This window comes from Pandoraea anapnoica, from assembly GCF_902459765.1.
GTDB classification, from domain to species: Bacteria; Pseudomonadota; Gammaproteobacteria; order Burkholderiales; family Burkholderiaceae; genus Pandoraea; species Pandoraea anapnoica.
The window spans coordinates 100,840-122,343 of record NZ_CABPSP010000018.1; the positions used below are offsets into that span (position 1 = coordinate 100,840).

Consider the following 21,504-nt stretch of genomic DNA (forward strand, 5'->3'; position numbering starts at 1 on the left):
CCACGGTTTGCGTCATCGTTAGCATGCCGCACCACGCGGCGATACCCCCATGACTGCACCTATTCGAACCTGCGCGATTGTAGCGTCGATTGCTCTGTTGAGCGCATTGGCCGGCTGCGGCCAGGCCGGCCCGCTCTACTATCCCGCCAAACCGGTGAAACCGACGCCGCCGCCGGGCGCCCCATTGCCGACGCCGCCGCTCGTGCCCACGCCTGAGCGCGGGCCGTCCGTCGATGTGCCGCCGGCCGCCTCGCGCCCCGCAGCAAAGCCGGAATAAGCGTAAATTAGCCGATGTTGGCCGAATTCCGACGGGTTTTCCCTCGACATTCGGGGCACATCGCATTCGGCCCGTCCAGCGGCCCCTTGTTTTTCCCGTTGATTACCGAGCACCTCCGATGTCCGACGCCATCTTCTCCTACCGCGACGACGTACTTCACGCCGAAGGCGTAGCGCTGCCCGCCCTCGCCGAGCGCTTCGGCACGCCGCTGTACGTCTACTCGAAGGCGGCTCTGACGAACGCCTATCAGGCCTATGCCAAGGCCTGCGAAGGCCGTAACGCCGCAGTTCACTACGCCGCCAAAGCCAATTCGAACCTTGCGGTCCTCGGCGTATTTGCCAATTTGGGCGCGGGCTTCGACATTGTTTCGGCGGGTGAGCTGGCACGCGTCATCGCCGCAGGCGGAGATCCGAAGCGCGCCGTGTTTTCCGGCGTCGGCAAGCATGCAGACGAAATGCGTTTCGCCCTGGAAAAGGATGTGTTCTGCTTCAACGTGGAATCGCGTCCGGAACTGGATCGCCTGAACGCGGTGGCCGGGCAAGTCGGCAAGCGGGCGCGCGTGTCGTTGCGCGTGAACCCGAACGTCGACGCAAAGACGCACCCATACATCTCCACGGGCCTGCGCGGCAACAAGTTCGGCGTAGCGTATGAAGAAGCCTTCGACGCCTACCGCGCGGCCGCGGCCATGCCCAATCTCGAAGTCGTCGGCATCGACTGCCACATCGGCTCACAGATCACCGAAATCTCGCCGTACCTTGACGCGACCGACAAGGTGCTCGATCTCGTCGAAAAGCTTGAAGCGGCTGGCATTTCGCTGCATCACATCGACGTTGGTGGCGGCCTGGGCATCACCTATACCGACGAAACGCCGCCGGACATCACGGCGTTCGCCACGACGCTGCTCGACCATATCGCCAAGCGTGGCCACGGCCATCGTCAGGTGCTGTTCGAACCGGGCCGCTCGTTGGTCGGCAACGCCGGCGTGCTGCTCACGCGCGTGGAATTCCTCAAGCATGGCGAGACGAAGAACTTCGCCATCGTCGATGCCGCGATGAACGATCTGGCCCGCCCGGCCATGTACGAGGCGTATCACGGGATCGATCCGGTGGTGCGTCGCGCCGGGGATACCGCGACGTTCGACGTCGTCGGTCCGGTCTGCGAGAGTGGCGATTGGCTCGGCCGTGATCGTGGGTTGGCGATCGACGCTGGCGACCTGCTCGCCATTCGTTCCGCCGGGGCCTATGGGTTCACAATGAGCTCGAACTACAACACGCGTCCGCGCGCCGCCGAAGTCATGGTCGACGGCAATGAAGCCTATCTCGTGCGCGAACGCGAGACGGTCGAATCGCTGTTTGCCGGCGAACGGCTCCTTCCGGTCTGATCCTCGCGATCTGCCGGATACACCACATCCCCGCCTAAGACTGCCGCCGCAACGGCCTGCGCAGCGCCCAGATCACACGGGCGCCCAGCAGGCCCGTCACCACGATCGCGTAGATCAGCGGCTCGGCAAGATCGTTCTTGCCCGCCTTCATCCACCAGTAGTGCAGGATCGAAAGCACTGCTATCGCATAAATCGCGCGATGCAGCCGCTGCCAGCGCCGCCCGCCCAGACGACGCATTACCGCGTGCGGTGACGTTATCGCGAGCAACGTTATCAGGACAAACGCCACAAATCCCACCGTGATGAAGGGCCGTTTGCCCGTCACGTCGCGCAAAATGCTGGCCCAGTCGAACCATTGGTCTAGCCAGAAATACGTTGCGAAATGCAAGGCGGCGTAGAAGCACGCGAATAGCCCGAGCATGCGACGAAATCTCAGCAGCCACGACATGCCTGTCACGCGTCGCACCGGCGTGACGGCGAGGGTGATGCAGAGCATCACGAGCGTCCACGTCCCAGTCGAACGCGTGATGAATTCGACCGGATTTGCGCCTAGCTGGTCTGTCAGTCCGTAGACCACGAGCCGTAACAGCGGCGCAAGCGCGAGCAGGAAGACGACGACCTTGGCCCACGGCACCCACCGATTCGGACGGTTCGCTGAACGACTGCCGTTGCGGGCTTTCGGCATCGGGGCAACGTTGCCGGGTGTCGACGTAGAAGGCAATCGAGAAGGGGATGGCAGCACGGCGCGTCGACTCAGAAGAATTTACGTAAATCCATGCCCTGATACAGGCTGGCGACTTGATCGGCGTACCCGTTGAACATCAGCGTCTTGCGCTTGGGCGTGAAGATGCCGCCCTCGCCGATACGGCGCTCCGTCGCCTGACTCCAGCGCGGGTGATCGACCTCGGGATTCACGTTCGAATAAAAGCCGTATTCGTTCGACGCCGCGCGATTCCAGCTCGTCTGCGGCATCTTCTCGACGAAACGGATCTTCACGATGGACTTGGCGCTCTTGAATCCGTACTTCCACGGCACCACCATGCGCACCGGCGCGCCGTTCTGATTCGGCAGCACTTCGCCGTACAGGCCGAACGTCAACAGCGAGAGCGGATGCATCGCCTCGTCCATACGTAACCCCTCCACGTACGGCCAGCTCAGTACCGGATATGACAGTCCCGGCATTTGCTTCGGATCGGCCAGCGTCACGAACTCCACATACCGGGCGTTGCCTGTCGGCTGCACCTGCTTGATGAGCGCTGAGAGCGAGTAGCCGACCCACGGAATCACCATCGACCAGCCCTCGACGCAGCGCATCCGATAGACGCGCTCTTCGAGCGGTGCGAGTTTCAGCAACGCATCGAGATCGTAGATCTTCGGCTGCTTGACCTCGCCCTCGATGGCCACCTGCCAGGGACGTGGTTTCAGTGTGCCGGCACGACGTGCCGGATCGGACTTGTCGGTGCCGAATTCGTAGAAGTTGTTGTAGGTGGTGACGTCCTTGATATCGGTCGGCTTGTCGGTCACGACGTACTGCGCGTTGCGCGTCGCCGCCAGCCTGGCCAGCCCGGTGCCGGGACTGTCGGCCGCGAAGGCTGCACCGGACGGAAGCAAACCGAGTGCCGCACCGCCCATCCCAGTCAAGCCAATGCCGGACGCCTGCAAGAAGCGCCGCCGACCTGTTGCCACTTCCCGCGGCGTGATGCTGCTCGCCGGGATATCTGCCCCGCGCAGACGCGCTTTGCTCGTACTCATGATGCCTGCCTCCCGAACGTATCCGAGTTGTCTCCACCGACCGACGTGCCCGCCCAGTTGCGGTCTACGCGCCGCCCAATTGTCACCTATAGGAGATGTGACCGACATCCAAAGAGTGCTGTTCCCTGCGTTGCGTTGTGAAAAATCACATATCAAGATGAAAAAAGCCGCCTGCACGTGAGTGAGGCGGCTTTTCAAACGCGATGGCCATGCGGTCGCCCCTCGGTGACAGGGGCATCGCGATGTCAGAGCTGTCCGTAACTATGCAGCCCGGAGAGGAACATGTTCACGCCGAGGAAGGCAAACGTCGTGATCAGCAGGCCCGTCAGCGACCACCATGCCGCCACCACACCGCGCAGCCCCTTCATCAGGCGCATGTGCAGCCAGGCCGCGTAGTTCAACCAGACGATCAGTGCCCAGGTCTCCTTCGGATCCCAGCTCCAGTAGCCGCCCCAGGCATCCGCCGCCCACAGCGCCCCGAGAATCGTGGCGATCGTGAAAAACGCGAAACCCACGGCAATCGCCTTGTACATCACGTCGTCGAGCAATTCGAGCGACGGCAGGCGCGACGAGAAGAATCCGCTGTCGAGCGGCTTGCCATTAGCAGCCAGACGCTTGTTCTCCCCCGACTTGAGCAAGTAGGCCACCGCCACCATTGCTGCGAGGGCGAACGTGCCGTAGCCGATGAAGTTCGCGGGCACGTGAATCTTCATCCACCAGCTTTGCAGCGCAGGCACCAGCGGCTGAATTTCGTAGGCGCTACGCGCCACGCTGTACCAGAGGTTGAAACCGACCGCAGCACTGATCACGAGCAGCACGAACGGGCCGAGCGAGCGCGTCTCGTAGCGCTGCTCGTAGTACAGATAGAACAGCGACGTAATCAGGCAGAACAGAACAAAGACTTCGTACAGATTCGAGATCGGAATATGGCCGACGTCTGCGCCCACCAGATAGGACTCGTACCAGCGCACCATCATGCCGGTGAAGCCGAGCAGCACGGCCGCCCAGCACAGCGAAGAACCGACGCTCGCCCCAAACGGCGAGCGGGCAAGGAGACCGCCCCAGTAGAAGAGCGTCGACAGGAAGAACAGCGCGCTCATCCACAAAATGGCGGACTGGCTCGACAGGAAGTATTTGAGGAAGAACGCCTGATCGGCCCGCGCCAGATCGTGGTGATACATCCCGATGCCAGAGAGCGCGAGAATCGCGATCCCTGCCATCAGCCAGCGCACCGAACGCCAGTGCCAGCCGAGCAGGGCAAACGTCGGGACGGAGAGCACCAGAATCGTATGCTCGTAATAGTCCATGAAGTGGCCATAACGGTTGAGCGCGAAGCCCGCGCCCATCGCCAGCGCCAGCGCGAATAACCAGTCGCCGATGCTGCGACGGCGCAGCCACGAGACCTCTGAATAGCCTTGGGATAACTCCATCTGTCTCACCTTCATCGTTTTGTGACGATCTCGTTCATCTCCGCCTTCGTGCGGGCGAATTCCTTTTCGAAATCCAGGGTGCGACGCGTCGTCGACACTGCCATCAATACCGAACTGCCACCTTCCGGCGTGTCCTTGACCCACAGCCACAGACGCCGCTCGCGCACGTAGAACATCGAGAAGATGCCTAGCACCAGCAGCAAGCTGCCAAGATACACGATCTTCTTGCCCGGCGAGCGCGTGAGCTGGAAGACGCTCGCCTGGATCTGCTCGAACGAATCGAGTTGCAGGAACACCGGAGCGTCGTACAGGAAATTGTCGGACAGCGCGTTAGTGGCCGTGTGCACGAAGCGCTCGGTCTCCGGCGACGGCACCGCCGCCGGCTGCCCCGCTTGCTCGCGCGCGACCTGCCACAGTTGCCAGATCGTGCCGTCCAGAATGCGACGGAACATGTCGGCCGCACTCGACTGCTGTTCTTGCGGCACCTTCTCATTCACGAACTCGGCAATTGCCTGCAAACCGCCCGTCGCGTGGCCATTCTTGCTCGCGGGCATCGCACCGGCGAAGAGGTCGAGTTCGCGCTTGGCGCTTTCCTGCAATTGCCCGCGCAACTCGGCTGACGTCTGCGACGGCAGCGATTGCATCGCAAACCGGCGAGCCGCTTCGGTCCGCGCACCGTCGTCCTGAAGCGCCGCACGCAGCAACATCCACTGCTTCACGGAGCCATCGGCATCCGCCGGAATGCGCAGGTACTGGAACGGGCCGTCCGGCGTGTCGCGCACGCCCGTCATGAACACACGCTCGCCGTCTTCCACCAGAATCGGCAGCATGTAGTTGCGGTACTCCTTGGCCTGACCGCTGCGGTCGCGCACCTTGTATTGCACCGACGGACCGACGTTTCGCAGATCCTTGCCCACGTCGGTTCGCGCACCGGAACCCAGTTGCGCCCCCAGTTCGTCACGCAACGATTTACGGGCGACGCCGCGCACGTCGCGCTCGCCGCCACCGTTGCTGATGTTCTCGACGTTGATGGCGCGGAAGTCGCTGAACTCGACGGTGTAGGCGTCCTTACCTGCAGCGCCGCCGCGCAACTGGGTCGAGCCGCCGATGTCGCCGGAGAACGCGAACGGACGATCGGTCGCGCCGCGCATCGGGTAGCCGGTCAGCTTCAACTTGCTGCCGCCATCCTCAAAGCTCGACTGGTAGATCGCCACGCCCTTGTAGATGAACGGTTCGTTGACCTTGACCGTCGCGTCCATCGACTTGCCGGTTTCGGGGTCCGTCACCACGATGTCGCTGGCGAACAGCTTCGGCATGCCCGTCGAGTAATAGTCGACGTGGAATTTCTTCAGTTCGATGGAGAACGGCAGATCCTGCACGACCGAGCCGTCCTGAAAATTCAGAATTGCCGTGGTGGATTTACCGCCTTCCGGTACGAATGCGTAGCCGCGAAACGCGGGGTTGTTCGCCGACAAACGATGATTCTCGGGAATCTGTGCGATGACGGCATTGCCTTGCAGCGGCGACTTGCCGAACAGCGCCATCTGGACGCGAATCAGCAGGTCGCTGTCGACCAGACCACCCAGACAGATGATTACGATGGCGCTGTGCGCAAAGATGTAGCCGATCTTGTTGATGGCGCCGACCTTGGCGGCCACCAGCGTCGCCCCTTCGCGCTCGCGCACGACGAAGCGGTAACCGCGATGTCCGAGATAGCCCGTTACACGCTTGAGCAGATCCGTGCGCGAGAGGGGACCGGCGTACTCGGCCTTGTGACCGAACGCGCGCAAACTCCCTTCGCGCACGTGATCGCGCCAGCTGCGGATATCCGCGATCATCTTCGGCGCATTGCGCACGATGCACAGCGTCGTGGACGCCATCAGGAAAAAGAGGATCAGCAGGAACCACCACGAGCTGTACACCGTGTACAGGCCGAGCGAGCGGAAAACGTCGGCCCAGAACGGACCGAACTGGTTGACGTAATTGGGGTAAGGGTCGCCCTGCTTGAGCACGGTGCCGACGATGCTGGCAATCGCGAGCACAGTCAGCAGACTGATGGCGAAACGCATCGAACTGACAAGCTCGACGCCATCGCGCACCCAGCGCTGCGCTCCCTTGATCTGCATACCCGAGGTACTGATGCTCATCCTGTTTCCGACAACAAAAAAGGGCGGGGACGCGTATCTCACGCGCCCGCCACCCTGTGTATGCTAAACCAGTTACCCCCGGTCGCTCTGCGGCACCGTAGCGGGTTTCGTTATAAGTCAGCGAATATACCCTGACGTTCACATGATGTCAGGGCAGGGCTCCCGATCATCACGCTTAGCGCAGACCGGCCACGTAATCGGAGACGGCCTTGATTTCCTTATCCGACAGGCGTCCGCCGATCGTATGCATCGGCGCGTTGTTGCCGCGCGTCTCGTTACGGAACGCGATGAGTTGTGCCTCGGTGTATTCCGCCCATTGCCCGGACAGGCGTGGGTATTGCGACGGCATACCGGCACCGGTCGGGCCGTGGCATGACGCGCACGCCGGCACGCCCTTCTCCGCGATACCGCCACGATAGATCTTCTCGCCGAGCGGCACGGTGTCCTTGTTGCGGGCGACGCCCGGTTTCTCGGTCTGTGAGGCGAAGTAAGCGGACACGTTGCGCATGTCCTGCTCGTTCAATGCCGCGACCATGCCGGCCATAATGGGGTTGTTGCGTGCCGGGGTCTTGCCGGGCTGCGCCTTGAAGTCGACGAGCTGCTTGTAGAGATATTCGGCATGCTGACCGGCCAGCTTCGGATAAGCGCCGCCGGGGCTATTGCCATCTGCCGCGTGGCAGGCCGCACACACCTGCGTGGCGATGGCCTGTCCCCGAGCCAGGTCGGGTTTTGCGGGCGTCTGAGGCTCGGCGGCTTGTGTTGCACCGCTCAGAAGAATGCATGCCAGCGCCAACGGTGTTGCAGCGAGAGACTTCCACACTCCTCGGTTCATTCGCACACCTTATATCTGTTTTGTCGGGAAATCGGTCGTTCGAACTCACCGTCCGACGCCGCGTTTCTCCTCCAACCTCACGGCGCGCGAGACGTTCGGGCAAGCCTTGGCAAGGCCAAGGTTAACTTTCATATTGTACAATAAAGACTTTCCCCGGCTTTAGGGGATTTCCATGTAGAAGGCCGCAGAACGGGGCTTCCCGGCCTGTCGCCGGTGAGTGTTCAACCCACCGTCTTGCGTGCCTGCGCCCGCGTTGCAGCCCGATTCCAGTGGCTGCGGCGCTCCCCGGTTTCCGTCATGTCCCTACTTCATCAAGCCCGCTTCTTTACGACCGTCAATCATCTGCGCGACCTGCCGCCTACGGCCGTGCCCGAGGTCGCCTTCGCGGGTCGCTCGAACGCGGGCAAATCCAGCGCGCTCAACATCCTCTGCAATCAGAAGCGGCTGGCCTTCTCGAGCAAGACGCCGGGCCGCACGCAGCACATCAACTATTTCGAGATCGCCCACCTCGAACACCTTTACGGCTACCTCGTCGATCTGCCGGGGTACGGCTATGCCGAGGTTGGTGGCGGTGTGAAGGTGCACTGGCAACAGCTCCTTGGCGACTACCTCGTCCAGCGTCCGCAATTGCGCGGCCTCGTGCTGGTGATGGACTCGCGCCGCCCGTTCACGGACCTCGATTGCGAACTGATCGACTGGTTCATGCCGACCGGACGTCCGATCCATGCCCTGCTGACGAAAGCCGACAAGCTGACGCGTCAGGAAGCCACGAACGTGTTGCGAGAGACTCAGAAACGTTTGTCCGCACTGCCGCGCACCGATGGGCTGCCGTCCGATGATCCGACGATTGCGCCGCAATTCACGGCACAGCTTTTCTCGTCGCTCAAGCGCACCGGCGTCGACGCGGCGCAGCGCATGCTCGAAGACTGGCTCGCCATTCCGGCGCGCGAGAAGGCCAAAAAGTAAACGCCGGTCCGCGGACCGCACGCGGGTCCAGTTTCCAAAGGTAGACGTTCGGCACCCCGGCCGTGCGCGACAAATCGTCGCGGCGCAGGCGTGCGGGTGACCGACGTTTAGAGATCGTCACAGGGAAATCGATGGGGTCGACGCGGCGAGCCGCCGTATCGGCCAAACGGATGATGTCTGCGTGAACTCACCGGAAAGCGAGACGATCCGGGAGGTTGCCGTGCCGTTATGACACGATTCGAGCGCACATAAAAAAACCGCCGTGTAGGCACGGCGGGTTTAAATAAGCCTTATCGTAGAACGACAGGCGCCCGCTCAGGGAGGAGAAGCGGGGGACGTCACACGCAGTGCGAACATCCGGTTGGTATGATATACCATGCGTTCGAAAGTTTCCCGGCAAGCGCCCTTTTTTGCGCGCCTTCCCTCTTACGGAATCGTTGAGCCAGTCGCAACGACAGCACCGTTTTCGGGACACGTCAAAACGTCCGATTCACGGGAATTTCCGACGCGCCATTCTTCGTCCAAAGGACCGATCGCATGAGTTCCTACCCCCTGCTTCGTCCGCGCCGCATGCGACGCGATGACTTCTCGCGCCGTCTGATGCGCGAAAACCGCCTGACTTGCGACGACCTCATCTACCCGGTGTTCGTGCTCGAAGGTGAGAAACGCCGCGAGGCAGTCGATTCGATGCCCGGCGTCGAACGAGTTTCCGTCGATGAATTGATGCGTGTGGCCGACACCTGCGTCACGCTTGGCGTCCCAGTCATTGCCCTGTTCCCGAACATCGAAGCCTCGCTCAAGACGCCGGACGGCATCGAGGCGACCAACCCCGACGGCCTGATCCCGCGCGCGGTGCGCGAGCTCAAGCGCAACTTCCCCGATCTCGGCGTCCTGACTGATGTCGCGCTTGATCCGTACACCAGCCACGGACAGGACGGCGTGCTCGATGAGAACGGCTACGTCATCAACGACGTGACGACGGACCTGCTCGTGAAGCAAGCGCTCACGCAGGCGGAAGCGGGCGTGGATATCGTTGCCCCTTCGGACATGATGGACGGCCGCATTGGCGCCGTGCGCGAAGCCCTGGAAGCCGGTGGCTATATCCATACGCGGATCATGGCTTATGCGGCCAAGTACGCATCGGCGTTCTATGGCCCCTTCCGGGACGCCGTGGGCTCGGCCGCGAACCTCGGCAAAAGCAACAAGATGACCTACCAGATGGACCCGGCCAACTCGGACGAAGCGATCCGCGAAGTGGCGCTCGACATCGAGGAAGGTGCCGACATGGTGATGGTCAAGCCCGGCATGCCATATCTCGACATCGTGCGCCGCGTGAAGGACGAGTTCCGTTTCCCCACATACGCCTATCAGGTCAGTGGCGAATACGCGATGCTCAAGGCCGCCGCACAGAACGGCTGGCTCGATCACGACAAGGTCATGATGGAATCGCTGCTGGCCTTCAAACGAGCCGGTGCGGACGGCATTCTGACGTACTTCGCACTCGACGCAGCACGCCTGCTTCGCGCGCAGGCGTAAGGCATTTCGCTGGGCGCTAGTCGCGTCGGATCGATTCGGGTCGGTGCCTCAGGCAGCCGGCCCGAATGCTTTTTCGAGGCTTCGCAAGAACAGATCGGCTGACTGCGCGCCGATCACGCGCGTTCCGGTGACTTCCTTGCCAGTGCCATCAAAGAAGATAATGCCGGGTGGCCCGAACAATCCGAAGCGCTTGAGTAGCGCCTGATCGTCTGCATTGTTGGCCGTGACGTCAGCCTGAACGAGCACCACTTGATCGAGACGGGCTTTCACGCGCGGATCCGTAAAAACGAAACGTTCCATCTCCTTGCAACTGATGCACCAGTCCGCATAGAAGTCGAACATCACCGGACGCCCGGCGCTCGCCACCACCTGATCCAGCTCCGCCACACTACGAACGCGCTGGAATTTCACGCCTTCTACAGCGGGCGCGCCAGCATTGGCACTGCCCGACGCCACGGTCGACAGGCCCGCCAGCGGCGCTAACGGATCACGCGCTCCGGCGGCCGCACCAACGAGCGCTACGGCCCCCAACAGGGCCACGGCAACGCCGAGGCCTTTCAAAAGACGTCGCGCACCGCTAACCCCATCGGGCAAATTGTCGAACACGCGCATAAACGTGGCGGCGACCAGCAGGAGAACGCCCGCGCCGAGAAGCAAAACCGGCGGCGACAACAGGGGACGAACGATCCACAGCGCAACCCCGAGCAGCAGGAAACCAAAGAAACGCTTCACGCCGTCCATCCATGCGCCCGCGCGAGGCAGCAACGTGCCCCCGCCACCGGCAAGGATCACAAGCGGTAGTCCCATCCCCAGCGACAGCGCAAAGAGTGTCGCACCACCGAAAACGGCATCCCCGGTTTTGGCGATGAACGCCAACGCTGCTGCCAGGGGGGCCGTCACGCAGGGACTGACGATCAGCCCGGACAGCACCCCCATCGTTGCCGCACCGACCCACTGCCCCGACTGCTGCTTGCGCGCGGCATTATCGATCCGGTCGCGCAGCGCGGCAGGCAACTGGATCTCGTACATCCCAAACATCGAAAGGGACAAGACCACCATTAGCAACGCGAACAGGGCAAGCACCCAGGGGGCCTGCAAGAAGGCAATCAGGCCCTGCCCGAGCAGTCCGGCGGCCACACCAATGACGGTGTTCACAATGGCCATACCGAGGACGTACGCGATGGCCAGACGCACTGCCTTCCCACGACTGGCTTCCTGTCCCGCGACGATCGACAGGAGGATTGGGACCATCGGCAAAACGCACGGGGTGAAGGCGAGCCCGAGGCCTAGCACGAAGAAAATCCCCAAAGCCAATGCAAAGCTGCCGCCCGAGAGAATCCGTTCCGCCTCGTTGTAGTCGTTGCGCGCGGACAGCCATCCGCCTGCTGAGCCACCGGTGGGGGAGACGACGGAAGCACTTCCGGCCCCCTGCGCACCACCGCCCAGCAATGCCTGAGTCGCCGGGCCGACAGAGGAACCGGCGCTGGAAGCGCCACCACCGCCATTGCCAACCGCCGCGGCGGAAATCTTCAGCGGTTTGTCCATCGGCGGATAGCACAGGCCTTTGTCTGCGCATCCCTGCATCGTGACGTTCAGCGTAAACGGCCTGCTCGCCTGATCGACCGGAATCCGGACATCGATCGGCTCGTGATACACCTCCATGTCCTTACCGAAGGTGTCGTCGTGCTTGACCTCGCCTTTCGGAAACACCGGCGTACCGAGTTTGACGGCGGGGTTATCCGCGGCGAAGGCGAACCGTTCACGATAGAGGTAGTACCCCTTCGCAACGTCGAAACGCAGCACCACGACCCCGGGCTGTTCCGATTTCGACGCCTTGAAGGCGACGTCAGGGTCGAGGAAGTCGTCCGCTGCATGGGCACGGCCCACGCCCAACGTCAGCATGATCGCCAGCATGGTCAGCGCAAGTATCCAGAGTCGCTGGACACGATTCGGCATCGTTGCTCCCCGGGTGCCGCCAGAACCCGCTAATCCCGGCCCGACCAACGTCGTTACATCAAACATGCAGTTCCCCCCGCGTTTCTTCCTCGACCCATCGCGCGTAAGCCGGCAGTGCCGCCGTGGCAGGCCACGCCACAATCTCCGGGACGTCGTATGGATGGTGTTCTTTGATGTACTGCTCCAGCGCACCATAACGCGCGGCAGTCGTCTTGATCATGAGCGGCACTTCCACGCTCGTCTCACGCTTGCCCTGCCAGCGATAACTCGATCGCACCGGCGCCATTTGTTGCACGCAGGCCGCCAGACGTCCGGCAAGCATGCCGTCGATGGCGACTTCTGCGCTGGCCTCGTCAGGAAATGTCGTCATGACGATGAGAAGGGCGTCCATGGTGTGCTGTAGACCGTTCAAGCATGAGAGGTGTTCACTGTACACCGACACCGGTAAAGATGTGTGCGGCGACAACGATTTCCGGACTGGTGCTGATGCCTGCTCGGACGATGCCCAAAACAAAAAAAGCCAGGTCAATGACCTGGCTTCTTTCTACGGCTGACGGTCTTCAAAAGACCGTTGCGCGAATCGCTTACTCAGCGACTTCCGGCGCTTCCGTGTCGACTTCCGGACGATCCAGCAGTTCGACGAAAGCCATCGGAGCGTTGTCACCCACGCGGAAACCCATCTTGAGGATACGCAGGTAGCCGCCCGGACGGTTGGCAAAACGCGGGCCGAGTTCGTTGAACAGCTTCGTGACCATTTCACGATCGCGCAGGCGGTTGAACGCCAGACGACGGTTAGCGACGGAGTCCTTCTTGCCCAGCGTGATGAGGGGCTCGACGACCTTACGCAGTTCCTTGGCCTTCGGCAGCGTGGTCTTGATGGCTTCGTGCTGGAGCAGCGAATTCGACATGTTACGCAGCATGGCCAGACGGTGGCTGCTGGTACGATTCAGTTTACGCAAACCATGACGGTGACGCATTTTTACTTTCCTTTAAACAGAGTTTTCGACCAAGCTCTTCTATCGGTGGCAACCACCGCGGGCCGGTACCTTCGCAATCGGCCGTATCGGACATGCCGACGTGCCGCACTTACGTAGCAACACGGCCGCCCGAAGGCGGCCATGTCGTTACATTACTTCTCGAGACCGGCCGGCGGCCAGTTTTCGAGCTTCATGCCGAGCGTGAGACCACGCGAGGCAAGCACTTCCTTGATCTCGTTGAGCGACTTGCGACCCAGGTTCGGGGTCTTGAGCAATTCGTTCTCGGTACGCTGGATCAGGTCGCCGATGTAGTAGATGTTTTCGGCCTTCAGGCAGTTGGCCGAACGCACCGTCAACTCGAGATCGTCCACCGGACGCAGCAGGATCGGATCGATCTGCGGCGCACGCGACGGCGCTTCGCTGGCAGCTTCCGTGCCTTCCAGCGCAGCGAACACCGACAGTTGGTCGACGAGGATGCGAGCCGATTGACGGATCGCTTCTTCCGGCGACACCACACCGTTGGTTTCGATGTTCATCACGAGCTTGTCCAGGTCCGTACGCTGTTCCACGCGGGCCGATTCGACCGCGTAGCTCACACGCTTGACCGGCGAGAACGAGGCGTCGAGGACGATACGGCCGATAACCTTGGCCGATTCGTCGCCATAACGGCGCACGTTACCCGGGACATAACCACGACCCTTTTCGATCTTGATCTGAACGTCGAGCTTGCCGCCCTTCGCCAGATGCGCGATCACGTGATCGGGGTTGATCAGTTCCACATCATGCGGCACTTCGATATCCGAAGCGCGCACCACACCTTCACCATCCTTGCGCAGCGTAACGGTGACTTCGTCACGGTTATGCAGCTTGAACACGACACCCTTGAGGTTCAACAGGAAGTTGACGACATCTTCCTGGACACCATCGATGGTGGAATATTCATGCACAACGCCGGCGATCGTCACTTCGGTCGGCGCATAGCCCACCATCGACGACAACAGCACGCGGCGAAGCGCGTTGCCCAAGGTGTGGCCGTAGCCACGTTCGAACGGCTCCATCACGACTTTGGCGTGATGCTCGCCGACCGGCTCAACCGCAATAATCTTGGGCTTCAACAAACTGGTTTGCATAGGTTTCCTTTTCAATACCCTCGGCTCGTTACACCGATAAGGCTGATGGGTGACAACCTGCACGGAACGCAAAACGCGCCGTGAGGCGCGTCAAGCATCATACGGATTAACGCGAATACAATTCGACGATCAGGCTTTCGTTGATGTCGCCCGCGATATCGCTACGTTCCGGCAGTGCCTTGAAAGTGCCTTCCATCTTCTTGGCGTCAACCGAAACCCAGATCGGGAAACCGACTTGCTCAGCCAGCGTCAGCGCTTCTTGAATACGCACTTGCTTCTTGGCCTTTTCGCGAATGCTGATCACGTCGCCGGCCTTGACCTTGATCGACGGGATGTTCGAAACGACACCGTTCACCACGATGGCCTTGTGGCCAACGAGTTGGCGCGCTTCAGCGCGCGTCGAACCAAAGCCCATGCGGTACACGACGTTGTCCAGGCGCGACTCGAGCAATTGCAGCAGGTTTTCACCCGTGTTGCCCTTGACGCGGTCGGCTTCCGCGAAATAACGACGGAACTGACGCTCAAGCACGCCGTAAATACGCTTAACCTTCTGCTTTTCGCGCAGTTGGTTGCCGTAGTCCGACGTACGAGCACCCGACGTGCGACCATGCTGACCCGGCTTGCTATCCAGCTTGCACTTGTCGGCGAGCGAGCGACGCGCGCTCTTCAGGAAGAGGTCAGTACCTTCACGACGGGAGAGTTTGGCCTTCGGGCCGATATAACGTGCCACGGTTGTTCCTTTATCTCAAAATTTGACGCAGCGAACTTTGTCCACTACGCAAGTCCGGTACCAATGTACCGGACGGTGGTCTTAGAAATTACTACGCGCACGGCCGAAACCGTGCGCGAACCCGCGATTATAGCAGGATTTTCTGAAGCGTCTTAGATGCGACGACGCTTCGGCGGGCGGCAGCCGTTGTGCGGGACCGGCGTCACGTCCGAGATGGCCGTGATCTTGATACCCAGCGCATTCAGCGCACGAACCGCGGATTCGCGACCCGGGCCCGGGCCCTTGATGCGAACTTCGAGGTTCTTCACGCCGTATTCCAGTGCCACGCGGCCAGCCGACTCAGCAGCAACCTGGGCAGCGAACGGGGTCGACTTACGCGAACCCTTGAAGCCCTGGCCACCCGACGTCGCCCATGCCAGCGCATTGCCCTGACGATCGGTGATCGTGATGATGGTGTTGTTGAACGAAGCGTGGACGTGCACGACGCCTTCGGCAACGCTCTTCTTGACCTTCTTGCGAACGCGCTGCGAAGCGGCGTTGTTCTGTTGCTTAGCCATGAGTTCCTATCCTCTGGTTACTTCTTCAGCGAGACGCCGGCCTTACGCGGGCCCTTACGGGTACGCGCATTGGTACGGGTGCGCTGACCGCGAAGCGGCAAGCCCTTGCGGTGACGCATACCACGATAGCAGCCCAGGTCCATCAGGCGCTTGATGCTCATGGTCGTTTCACGGCGAAGGTCACCCTCAACCGTCAGTTGACCAACTTGATCACGCAGCTTTTCGAGATCAGCGTCGTCGAGGTCCTTGACCTTCTTCGAGTGAGCCACACCGGCTGCGTCGCAAATCTGGCGAGCGCGCGTGCGACCGACACCGTAAATAGCCGTCAGGCCAATGACAGTGTGCTGGTGGTTCGGGATGTTAACCCCTGCGATACGAGCCATTCGTAATTCCCCAACTAAATAGCGTTAAAGGCCGATTAGCCCTGACGTTGCTTGTGGCGCGGATCCGAGCTGCAGATCACGCGCAGCACGCCTTTGCGCTTCACAAACTTGCAATTGCGGCAGATGCACTTAACAGATGCCAAAACTTTCATGACAATTCCCTCTCTCTAATCACTTCGCCCGGAAGACGATCCGCGCACGCGACAGATCGTAGGGCGTCAACTCTACCGTCACCTTATCTCCGGGGAGGATGCGGATGTAATGCATCCGCATCTTGCCGGAAATATGTCCGAGTACTACATGGCCATTTTCCAGCTTTACCCGGAAGGTGGCATTGGGGAGGTTTTCAACGACCTCACCCTGCATTTGAATAACGTCGTCTTTCGACATGATCCTGGATGATCAGCGAAGCGTCATGTTATTGCCGCCCTTGAAATTCGCCTTGCGGAGCAGCGACTCATATTGTTGCGACATCACATACGACTGCACTTGCGCCATGAAGTCCATCGTCACCACCACGATAATCAGCAGTGAAGTTCCACCGAAGTAGAACGGGACATTCCAGCGCAACACCAGGAACTCAGGCAGCAAACACACCAAGGTGACGTAAGCTGCACCGGCCAGTGTCAATCGCGTCAGGATCTTATCGATATAACGCGCGGTTTGGTCGCCCGGACGGATGCCCGGAACAAACGCGCCGCTCTTCTTCAGGTTCTCCGCGGTCTCCTTGCTGTTAAACACCAGAGCGGTGTAGAAGAAGCAGAAGAACACGATCGCCAGTGCGTAGAGCATCACGTAGATCGGCTGACCCGGCGACAACTTTGCCGCGATATCCTTGAGCCAGCGCGTGTTATCACCTGCGCCGAACCAATTCGCGATCGTTGCCGGGAACAGGATGATCGACGATGCAAAGATCGGCGGAATCACGCCTGCCATATTCAGCTTGAGCGGCAGGTGCGAAGCCTGACCACCGTACACCTTGTTGCCGACCTGACGCTTCGCGTAGTTCACCAGGATCTTGCGTTGACCACGTTCGACGAAAACGACGAAGAACGTCACGAGCACCACCAGGGCACAGATCACGATCGCCGAGAACGGACCGATCGAACCGGTACCGACCAACTCGAACAAGCCACCCACAGCGTTCGGCAAACCTGCCGCAATACCGCCGAAGATGATGATCGAAATGCCGTTACCGAGACCGCGTTCGGTGATCTGCTCACCAAGCCACATCAGGAACATCGTGCCGGTCACGAGCGTGATCACCGTCGTCAGGCGGAACAGCATGCCCGGATCGACGACGAGCCCAGGCTCGCTTTCCAACGTCACCGCGATTGCAGCTGCCTGAAAGAGCGCAAGCACCACCGTGAAATACCGGGTGTACTGCGTGATCTTGCGTTGTCCGGCCTGGCCTTCCTTACGCAATGCTTCCAGCTGAGGCGAAACCATCGCCAGCAACTGCATGATGATCGACGCCGAAATGTACGGCATGATCCCCAGCGCGAAGATCGTGAAACGCGACAACGCACCGCCAGAGAACATGTTGAACATGCCCAGGATCCCGCCCGACTGGCGCTGGAACAACTGCGCCAGCTGATCGGGGTCGATGCCCGGCACCGGGATATGCGCACCAATACGGTAGACGATCAACGCCAGCAGCAAGAAAACCAGCCGCCGGCGCAGATCCGCATACTTCGGGCCCTGCGTACCAGGCTTAGCGAGATTAGGAGACTTGGCCAATGATGGCTCCGGGGTGTCCTAACTTACTCTGCGACCGAACCGCCAGCCGCTTGAATGGCGGTGAGCGCACCCTTGGTGACGCCCAGACCCTTCACAACGACCTTGCGGGTGATCTCGCCAGCGGCGATGATCTTGGCCGAAAGCGACAGCTCGCTCACCAGACCGGCCTGCTTCAGAACCAACAGATCGATCTCGTCGACCGGCAGGTTGTTCAGGTCCGACAGGCGAACTTCGCCCACGAAACGACGCGTCAGCGACTTGAAACCACGCTTCGGCAGACGACGTTGCAGCGGCATTTGACCGCCTTCGAAGCCCACCTTGTGGAAGCCACCCGAACGCGACTTCTGACCCTTGTGACCACGGCCGGCGGTTTTACCCAGACCCGAACCGATGCCACGGCCGACGCGGCGCTTGGCGTGCTTGGCGCCTTCTGCCGGCTTAATCGAATTCAATTCCATTTTGCCCTCGCTCAGTCGACGATCTTCACAAGGTACGAGACCTTGTTGATCATGCCCCGCACAGCGGGCGTATCCTGCAACTCGCTGACCGAATTGAGGCGACGCAGGCCGAGGCCCTTCACGGTGGCGCGATGTTCTTCGCGCGTACCGATCAGGCTCTTGACCAGCTTAACTTTCACAGTTTGCTGCGACATATTGATCACCCTTAGCCGAGGATCTCTTCCACCGACTTGCCACGCTTAGCGGCGATGTCAGCAGGAGTCGATTGTTTCTTCAGGCCGTCGAGCGTGGCGCGGACCAGGTTATACGGGTTCGTCGAGCCAAGGCTCTTCGTCACCACGTTGGTCACGCCCATCACCTCGAACACCGCGCGCATCGGGCCACCGGCGATCACACCGGTACCGTCCTTTGCCGGCGACATCAGGACGCGCGAGGCGCCATGCTGGCCGAGAACGTTGTGTTGAAGGGTGCCGTTCTTCAGAGCAACCTTGAACATATTGCGGCGGGCTTGTTCCATTGCCTTTTGAACGGCAACCGGGACTTCCTTCGCCTTGCCCTTGCCCATGCCGATGCGGCCATCGCCGTCACCAACCACGGTCAACGCGGCAAAACCGAGAATACGGCCACCCTTCACAACCTTCGTGACACGGTTGACCGCGATCATCTTCTCGCGAAGGCCGTCGTCGCGTTCGTCAGCCTGAACTTTCGCTTGCATCTTTGCCATGACGGATCCTTACTTAGAACTTGAGGCCGGCTTCACGGGCTGCGTCGGCGAGAGCCTTAACGCGACCGTGATAGCGGAAGCCCGAGCGGTCGAAAGACACGCTTTCGATGCCGGCAGCCTTCGCCTTTTCGGCGATACGACGGCCGATCAACGCAGCAGCGGCAGCGTTGCCACCCTTGCCTTCCTTGTCGCCCAGTTCCTTGCGCACTTCGGCTTCCAGCGTCGAAGCGCTGGCCAGCACTTGCGTGCCGTCTTCCGAGAAAACTTGCGCGTAAATGTGCACGTTGGTGCGATGCACGGAAAGGCGATGCACCTTCTGAGCTGCCAGCTTGATACGAGTCTGGCGAGCGCGGCGCACACGTGATTGTTTCTTGTCCATGTTTCGCACCCTTACTTCTTCTTGGTTTCCTTGAGGATCACCGTCTCGTCCGCATAGCGGACGCCCTTACCCTTGTAGGGCTCGGGCGGACGGTAACCGCGAACTTCCGCAGCCACTTGTCCGATGCGTTGCTTATCAACGCCCTTGATGATGATCTCCGTCTGCGTCGGGGTCTCTGCCTTCACGCCTTCCGGCATGGCATGCACAACATCGTGCGAGAAACCCAGCTCAAGCTTCAGGTTGTTACCTTCAGCCTTGGCACGGTAACCCACGCCAACGAGTTGCAGCTTCTTTTCGAAACCCTTGCTCACACCGGTCACCATATTGTTGACCAGTGCACGTTCCGTACCATACAGCGCATTCGCTTCACGGCTTTCGTCAGCCGGGGCGAAGGTGATGGTGCCGTCTTCAATCTTGACGTTCACAAGGGTGTTCACGCCACGGGTCAACGAACCCAGGGCACCCTTGACCGTCAGCACATTGCCAGCCAGCGTTGCTTCAACGCCCTTCGGCAGTGCAATAGGACTCTTACCTACTCGAGACATTTCAACTCTCCTCGGTTAGGCCACGTAGCAGATGACTTCGCCGCCCACGCCAGTGGCGCGTGCCTTGCGATCCGTCATCACGCCCTTCGGGGTCGAGACGATTGCAACGCCCAGGCCATTCATGACCTGCGGGATGTCGTTGCGGCTCTTGTACACACGCAGACCCGGGCGGGAAACGCGCTCGAGGCGCTCGATCACCGGACGGCCAGCGTAGTACTTCAGTGCGATGTTCAGCACCGGCTTGGTTTCTTCTGCTTCAACCGCGAAGTCTTCGATGTAGCCTTCGTCCTTCAGGACCTTGGCGATCGAGACCTTCAGCTTGGACGAGGGCATCTTCACCGATGCCTTCTCAACCATCTGAGCGTTGCGGATGCGAGTCAGCATATCGGCGATAGGATCGCTCATGCTCATGGTGCTTCTCCTATTACCAGCTTGCTTTGGTCACGCCCGGGATTTCGCCACGGAAGGCGATTTCACGGATCTTGTTACGGGCCAGGCCGAATTTGCGGAACGTGCCGCGCGGACGACCGGTCAGCTCGCAACGATTGCGTTGACGCGTCGGGTTGGCGTTACGCGGCAGCTGTTGCAGCGCCAGGCGTGCTTCATAACGCTCGTCTTCCGACTTGCTGGTGTCTTCGATGATCGCTTTGAGGTCAGCACGCTTGCCAGCGTACTTCGCCGCCAGACGGGCGCGCTTCTTTTCGCGTTCGATAAGTGCCAGTTTAGCCACGATTACCTCAGTTACGGAACGGGAATTTGAACGCCGACAGAAGAGCCTTGGCTTCTTCGTCAGTCTTCGCAGTCGTCGTGATGCTGATGTTCAGACCACGCAGTGCGTCGATTTTGTCGTATTCGATTTCGGGGAAAATGATCTGCTCTTTCACACCGATGTTGTAGTTGCCACGACCGTCGAACGCACGACCCGAAATACCACGGAAGTCGCGCACGCGCGGCAGAGCCACGGTGATGAAACGATCCAGGAATTCGAACATACGCTCACCGCGCAGCGTCACCATCGTACCGATCGGGTAACCTTCGCGGATCTTGAAACCGGCGATAGCCTTACGAGCCTTCGTCACCACCGGCTTTTGACCGGCAATCTTCGTCAGGTCGCCAACGGCGTGCTCAATGATCTTCTTGTCAGCGACGGCTTGACCAAGGCCCATGTTCAGGGTGATCTTGGTGATGCGCGGCACTTCCATCACGGACTTGTAACCGAACTGCTTGGTGAGCTCGGCGACAATCTTGTCCTTATAGAATTCTTGCAAACGGGCCATTATCTATACTCCCTTAGGCACCGACGACCGCACCGGTCGTCTTGAGGAAGCGGACCTTCTTGCCGTCTTCGACCTTGATGCCCACGCGCGACGGCTTGCCATTGGCATCCACCAGCGCCACGTTCGAAACGTGGATCGGCATCGTCTTGTCGACCACGCCACCTTGCGTACCCTTCATCGGGTTCGGCTTGACGTGCTTCTTGGCGACGTTCACGCCTTCGACGACCAGCTTCTCACCATCAACGGCCAGAACCGTGCCACGCTTGGCCTTGTCCTTACCCGTCAGAACGATGACTTGGTCACCCTTACGAATCTTGTTCATGTGTC

At 60.5% G+C, this 21,504-nt stretch carries 28 protein-coding genes; 4 read left to right on the plus strand and 24 right to left on the minus strand.

The genetic code is table 11. The annotated features are described in order from the left end of the window. Positions 1 to 49 precede the first annotated feature (49 nt). Positions 50 to 277 carry an LPS translocon maturation chaperone LptM gene (lptM, locus tag PAN31117_RS24320; protein WP_150740465.1) on the plus strand — a complete coding sequence of 76 codons (228 nt, stop codon included), beginning with the start codon at positions 50 to 52 and terminating at the stop codon, positions 275 to 277. A 118-nt stretch (positions 278 to 395) separates the two neighbouring features. Then, complete coding sequence (gene lysA, locus PAN31117_RS24325) at positions 396 to 1,658, plus strand: diaminopimelate decarboxylase (RefSeq protein WP_150740466.1); 1,263 nt, start codon at positions 396 to 398, stop codon at positions 1,656 to 1,658. Between the two features lie 34 nt (positions 1,659 to 1,692). Here lysA and msrQ read toward each other — a convergent pair whose 3' ends face one another. The 5 genes from msrQ to PAN31117_RS24350 all read right to left on the minus strand — a co-directional run bounded on the left by msrQ (position 1,693) and on the right by PAN31117_RS24350 (position 7,819). Beyond that, the gene (gene msrQ / locus PAN31117_RS24330) at positions 1,693 to 2,343 is read right to left on the minus strand and encodes a protein-methionine-sulfoxide reductase heme-binding subunit MsrQ (protein ID WP_150740467.1); all 651 of its coding nucleotides are present in this window, start codon (positions 2,341 to 2,343) and stop codon (positions 1,693 to 1,695) included. A 68-nt stretch (positions 2,344 to 2,411) separates the two neighbouring features. After that, complete coding sequence (gene msrP / locus PAN31117_RS24335) at positions 2,412 to 3,410, minus strand: protein-methionine-sulfoxide reductase catalytic subunit MsrP (RefSeq protein WP_150740468.1); 999 nt, start codon at positions 3,408 to 3,410, stop codon at positions 2,412 to 2,414. A 245-nt stretch (positions 3,411 to 3,655) separates the two neighbouring features. Then, positions 3,656 to 4,840: a c-type cytochrome biogenesis protein CcsB gene (gene ccsB, locus PAN31117_RS24340; protein WP_150740469.1), complete on the minus strand. Its 1,185-nt coding sequence runs from the start codon at positions 4,838 to 4,840 to the stop codon at positions 3,656 to 3,658. A gap of 11 nt (positions 4,841 to 4,851) precedes the next feature. Then, positions 4,852 to 6,987, minus strand: coding sequence for a cytochrome c biogenesis protein ResB (locus tag PAN31117_RS24345; protein WP_246189242.1), 2,136 nt, complete (start codon positions 6,985 to 6,987; stop codon positions 4,852 to 4,854). A 175-nt stretch (positions 6,988 to 7,162) separates the two neighbouring features. Continuing rightward, positions 7,163 to 7,819, minus strand: coding sequence for a c-type cytochrome (locus tag PAN31117_RS24350; RefSeq protein WP_150740470.1), 657 nt, complete (start codon positions 7,817 to 7,819; stop codon positions 7,163 to 7,165). Between the two features lie 297 nt (positions 7,820 to 8,116). Here PAN31117_RS24350 and yihA point away from each other — a divergent pair, with 297 nt between their 5' ends. Both yihA and hemB read left to right on the plus strand, forming a co-directional pair. Next, complete coding sequence (gene yihA / locus PAN31117_RS24355; protein WP_150740471.1) at positions 8,117 to 8,785, plus strand: ribosome biogenesis GTP-binding protein YihA/YsxC; 669 nt, start codon at positions 8,117 to 8,119, stop codon at positions 8,783 to 8,785. Positions 8,786 to 9,322: 537 nt separating this feature from the next. Then, positions 9,323 to 10,321, plus strand: coding sequence for a porphobilinogen synthase (gene hemB / locus PAN31117_RS24360; RefSeq protein ID WP_039393691.1), 999 nt, complete (start codon positions 9,323 to 9,325; stop codon positions 10,319 to 10,321). Positions 10,322 to 10,369: 48 nt separating this feature from the next. Here the strand turns inward: hemB and dsbD are convergent, their stop codons facing one another. The 19 genes from dsbD to rplX all read right to left on the minus strand — a co-directional run bounded on the left by dsbD (position 10,370) and on the right by rplX (position 21,499). Beyond that, positions 10,370 to 12,277, minus strand: a complete 1,908-nt coding sequence (gene dsbD / locus PAN31117_RS24365; RefSeq protein WP_150740472.1) for a protein-disulfide reductase DsbD — start codon at positions 12,275 to 12,277, stop codon at positions 10,370 to 10,372. Between the two features lie 58 nt (positions 12,278 to 12,335). Continuing rightward, entirely contained in the window at positions 12,336 to 12,668 is a 333-nt protein-coding gene (gene cutA / locus PAN31117_RS24370) for a divalent-cation tolerance protein CutA (protein ID WP_150740473.1), read from the minus strand. A 193-nt stretch (positions 12,669 to 12,861) separates the two neighbouring features. Continuing rightward, positions 12,862 to 13,254 (minus strand): 50S ribosomal protein L17, encoded by a 393-nt coding sequence (gene rplQ / locus PAN31117_RS24375; RefSeq protein WP_039393695.1) that lies wholly within the window; start codon positions 13,252 to 13,254, stop codon positions 12,862 to 12,864. Positions 13,255 to 13,406: 152 nt separating this feature from the next. Then, the gene (locus PAN31117_RS24380; RefSeq protein WP_039393697.1) at positions 13,407 to 14,384 is read right to left on the minus strand and encodes a DNA-directed RNA polymerase subunit alpha; all 978 of its coding nucleotides are present in this window, start codon (positions 14,382 to 14,384) and stop codon (positions 13,407 to 13,409) included. A gap of 106 nt (positions 14,385 to 14,490) precedes the next feature. Next, positions 14,491 to 15,114, minus strand: a complete 624-nt coding sequence (gene rpsD, locus PAN31117_RS24385; protein ID WP_039393699.1) for a 30S ribosomal protein S4 — start codon at positions 15,112 to 15,114, stop codon at positions 14,491 to 14,493. Positions 15,115 to 15,266: 152 nt separating this feature from the next. Then, entirely contained in the window at positions 15,267 to 15,671 is a 405-nt protein-coding gene (rpsK, locus tag PAN31117_RS24390; RefSeq protein ID WP_010804113.1) for a 30S ribosomal protein S11, read from the minus strand. A gap of 17 nt (positions 15,672 to 15,688) precedes the next feature. Further along, the gene (gene rpsM / locus PAN31117_RS24395; RefSeq protein WP_039393701.1) at positions 15,689 to 16,054 is read right to left on the minus strand and encodes a 30S ribosomal protein S13; all 366 of its coding nucleotides are present in this window, start codon (positions 16,052 to 16,054) and stop codon (positions 15,689 to 15,691) included. 35 nt (positions 16,055 to 16,089) lie between these two features. Next, positions 16,090 to 16,206, minus strand: a complete 117-nt coding sequence (rpmJ, locus tag PAN31117_RS24400) for a 50S ribosomal protein L36 (RefSeq protein WP_010804115.1) — start codon at positions 16,204 to 16,206, stop codon at positions 16,090 to 16,092. A 19-nt stretch (positions 16,207 to 16,225) separates the two neighbouring features. Further along, positions 16,226 to 16,444 (minus strand): translation initiation factor IF-1, encoded by a 219-nt coding sequence (gene infA / locus PAN31117_RS24405; protein ID WP_007869286.1) that lies wholly within the window; start codon positions 16,442 to 16,444, stop codon positions 16,226 to 16,228. 12 nt (positions 16,445 to 16,456) lie between these two features. Next, positions 16,457 to 17,794, minus strand: coding sequence for a preprotein translocase subunit SecY (gene secY, locus PAN31117_RS24410; RefSeq protein ID WP_150740474.1), 1,338 nt, complete (start codon positions 17,792 to 17,794; stop codon positions 16,457 to 16,459). A gap of 23 nt (positions 17,795 to 17,817) precedes the next feature. After that, positions 17,818 to 18,252, minus strand: a complete 435-nt coding sequence (gene rplO / locus PAN31117_RS24415; protein WP_039393709.1) for a 50S ribosomal protein L15 — start codon at positions 18,250 to 18,252, stop codon at positions 17,818 to 17,820. Positions 18,253 to 18,263: 11 nt separating this feature from the next. Continuing rightward, complete coding sequence (gene rpmD, locus PAN31117_RS24420; protein WP_010804119.1) at positions 18,264 to 18,446, minus strand: 50S ribosomal protein L30; 183 nt, start codon at positions 18,444 to 18,446, stop codon at positions 18,264 to 18,266. An 11-nt stretch (positions 18,447 to 18,457) separates the two neighbouring features. Then, positions 18,458 to 18,976, minus strand: coding sequence for a 30S ribosomal protein S5 (gene rpsE, locus PAN31117_RS24425; protein WP_039393711.1), 519 nt, complete (start codon positions 18,974 to 18,976; stop codon positions 18,458 to 18,460). 13 nt (positions 18,977 to 18,989) lie between these two features. Next, entirely contained in the window at positions 18,990 to 19,355 is a 366-nt protein-coding gene (rplR, locus tag PAN31117_RS24430; protein WP_039393713.1) for a 50S ribosomal protein L18, read from the minus strand. An 11-nt stretch (positions 19,356 to 19,366) separates the two neighbouring features. After that, the gene (gene rplF / locus PAN31117_RS24435; protein WP_150740475.1) at positions 19,367 to 19,900 is read right to left on the minus strand and encodes a 50S ribosomal protein L6; all 534 of its coding nucleotides are present in this window, start codon (positions 19,898 to 19,900) and stop codon (positions 19,367 to 19,369) included. A 15-nt stretch (positions 19,901 to 19,915) separates the two neighbouring features. Continuing rightward, positions 19,916 to 20,311: a 30S ribosomal protein S8 gene (rpsH, locus tag PAN31117_RS24440; protein WP_010804123.1), complete on the minus strand. Its 396-nt coding sequence runs from the start codon at positions 20,309 to 20,311 to the stop codon at positions 19,916 to 19,918. A 13-nt stretch (positions 20,312 to 20,324) separates the two neighbouring features. Continuing rightward, positions 20,325 to 20,630, minus strand: coding sequence for a 30S ribosomal protein S14 (gene rpsN / locus PAN31117_RS24445; RefSeq protein WP_039393717.1), 306 nt, complete (start codon positions 20,628 to 20,630; stop codon positions 20,325 to 20,327). Positions 20,631 to 20,637: 7 nt separating this feature from the next. Continuing rightward, positions 20,638 to 21,177, minus strand: coding sequence for a 50S ribosomal protein L5 (rplE, locus tag PAN31117_RS24450; RefSeq protein WP_023593829.1), 540 nt, complete (start codon positions 21,175 to 21,177; stop codon positions 20,638 to 20,640). Positions 21,178 to 21,190: 13 nt separating this feature from the next. Next, positions 21,191 to 21,499, minus strand: coding sequence for a 50S ribosomal protein L24 (gene rplX / locus PAN31117_RS24455; protein ID WP_150740476.1), 309 nt, complete (start codon positions 21,497 to 21,499; stop codon positions 21,191 to 21,193). Positions 21,500 to 21,504: the final 5 nt, after the last annotated feature.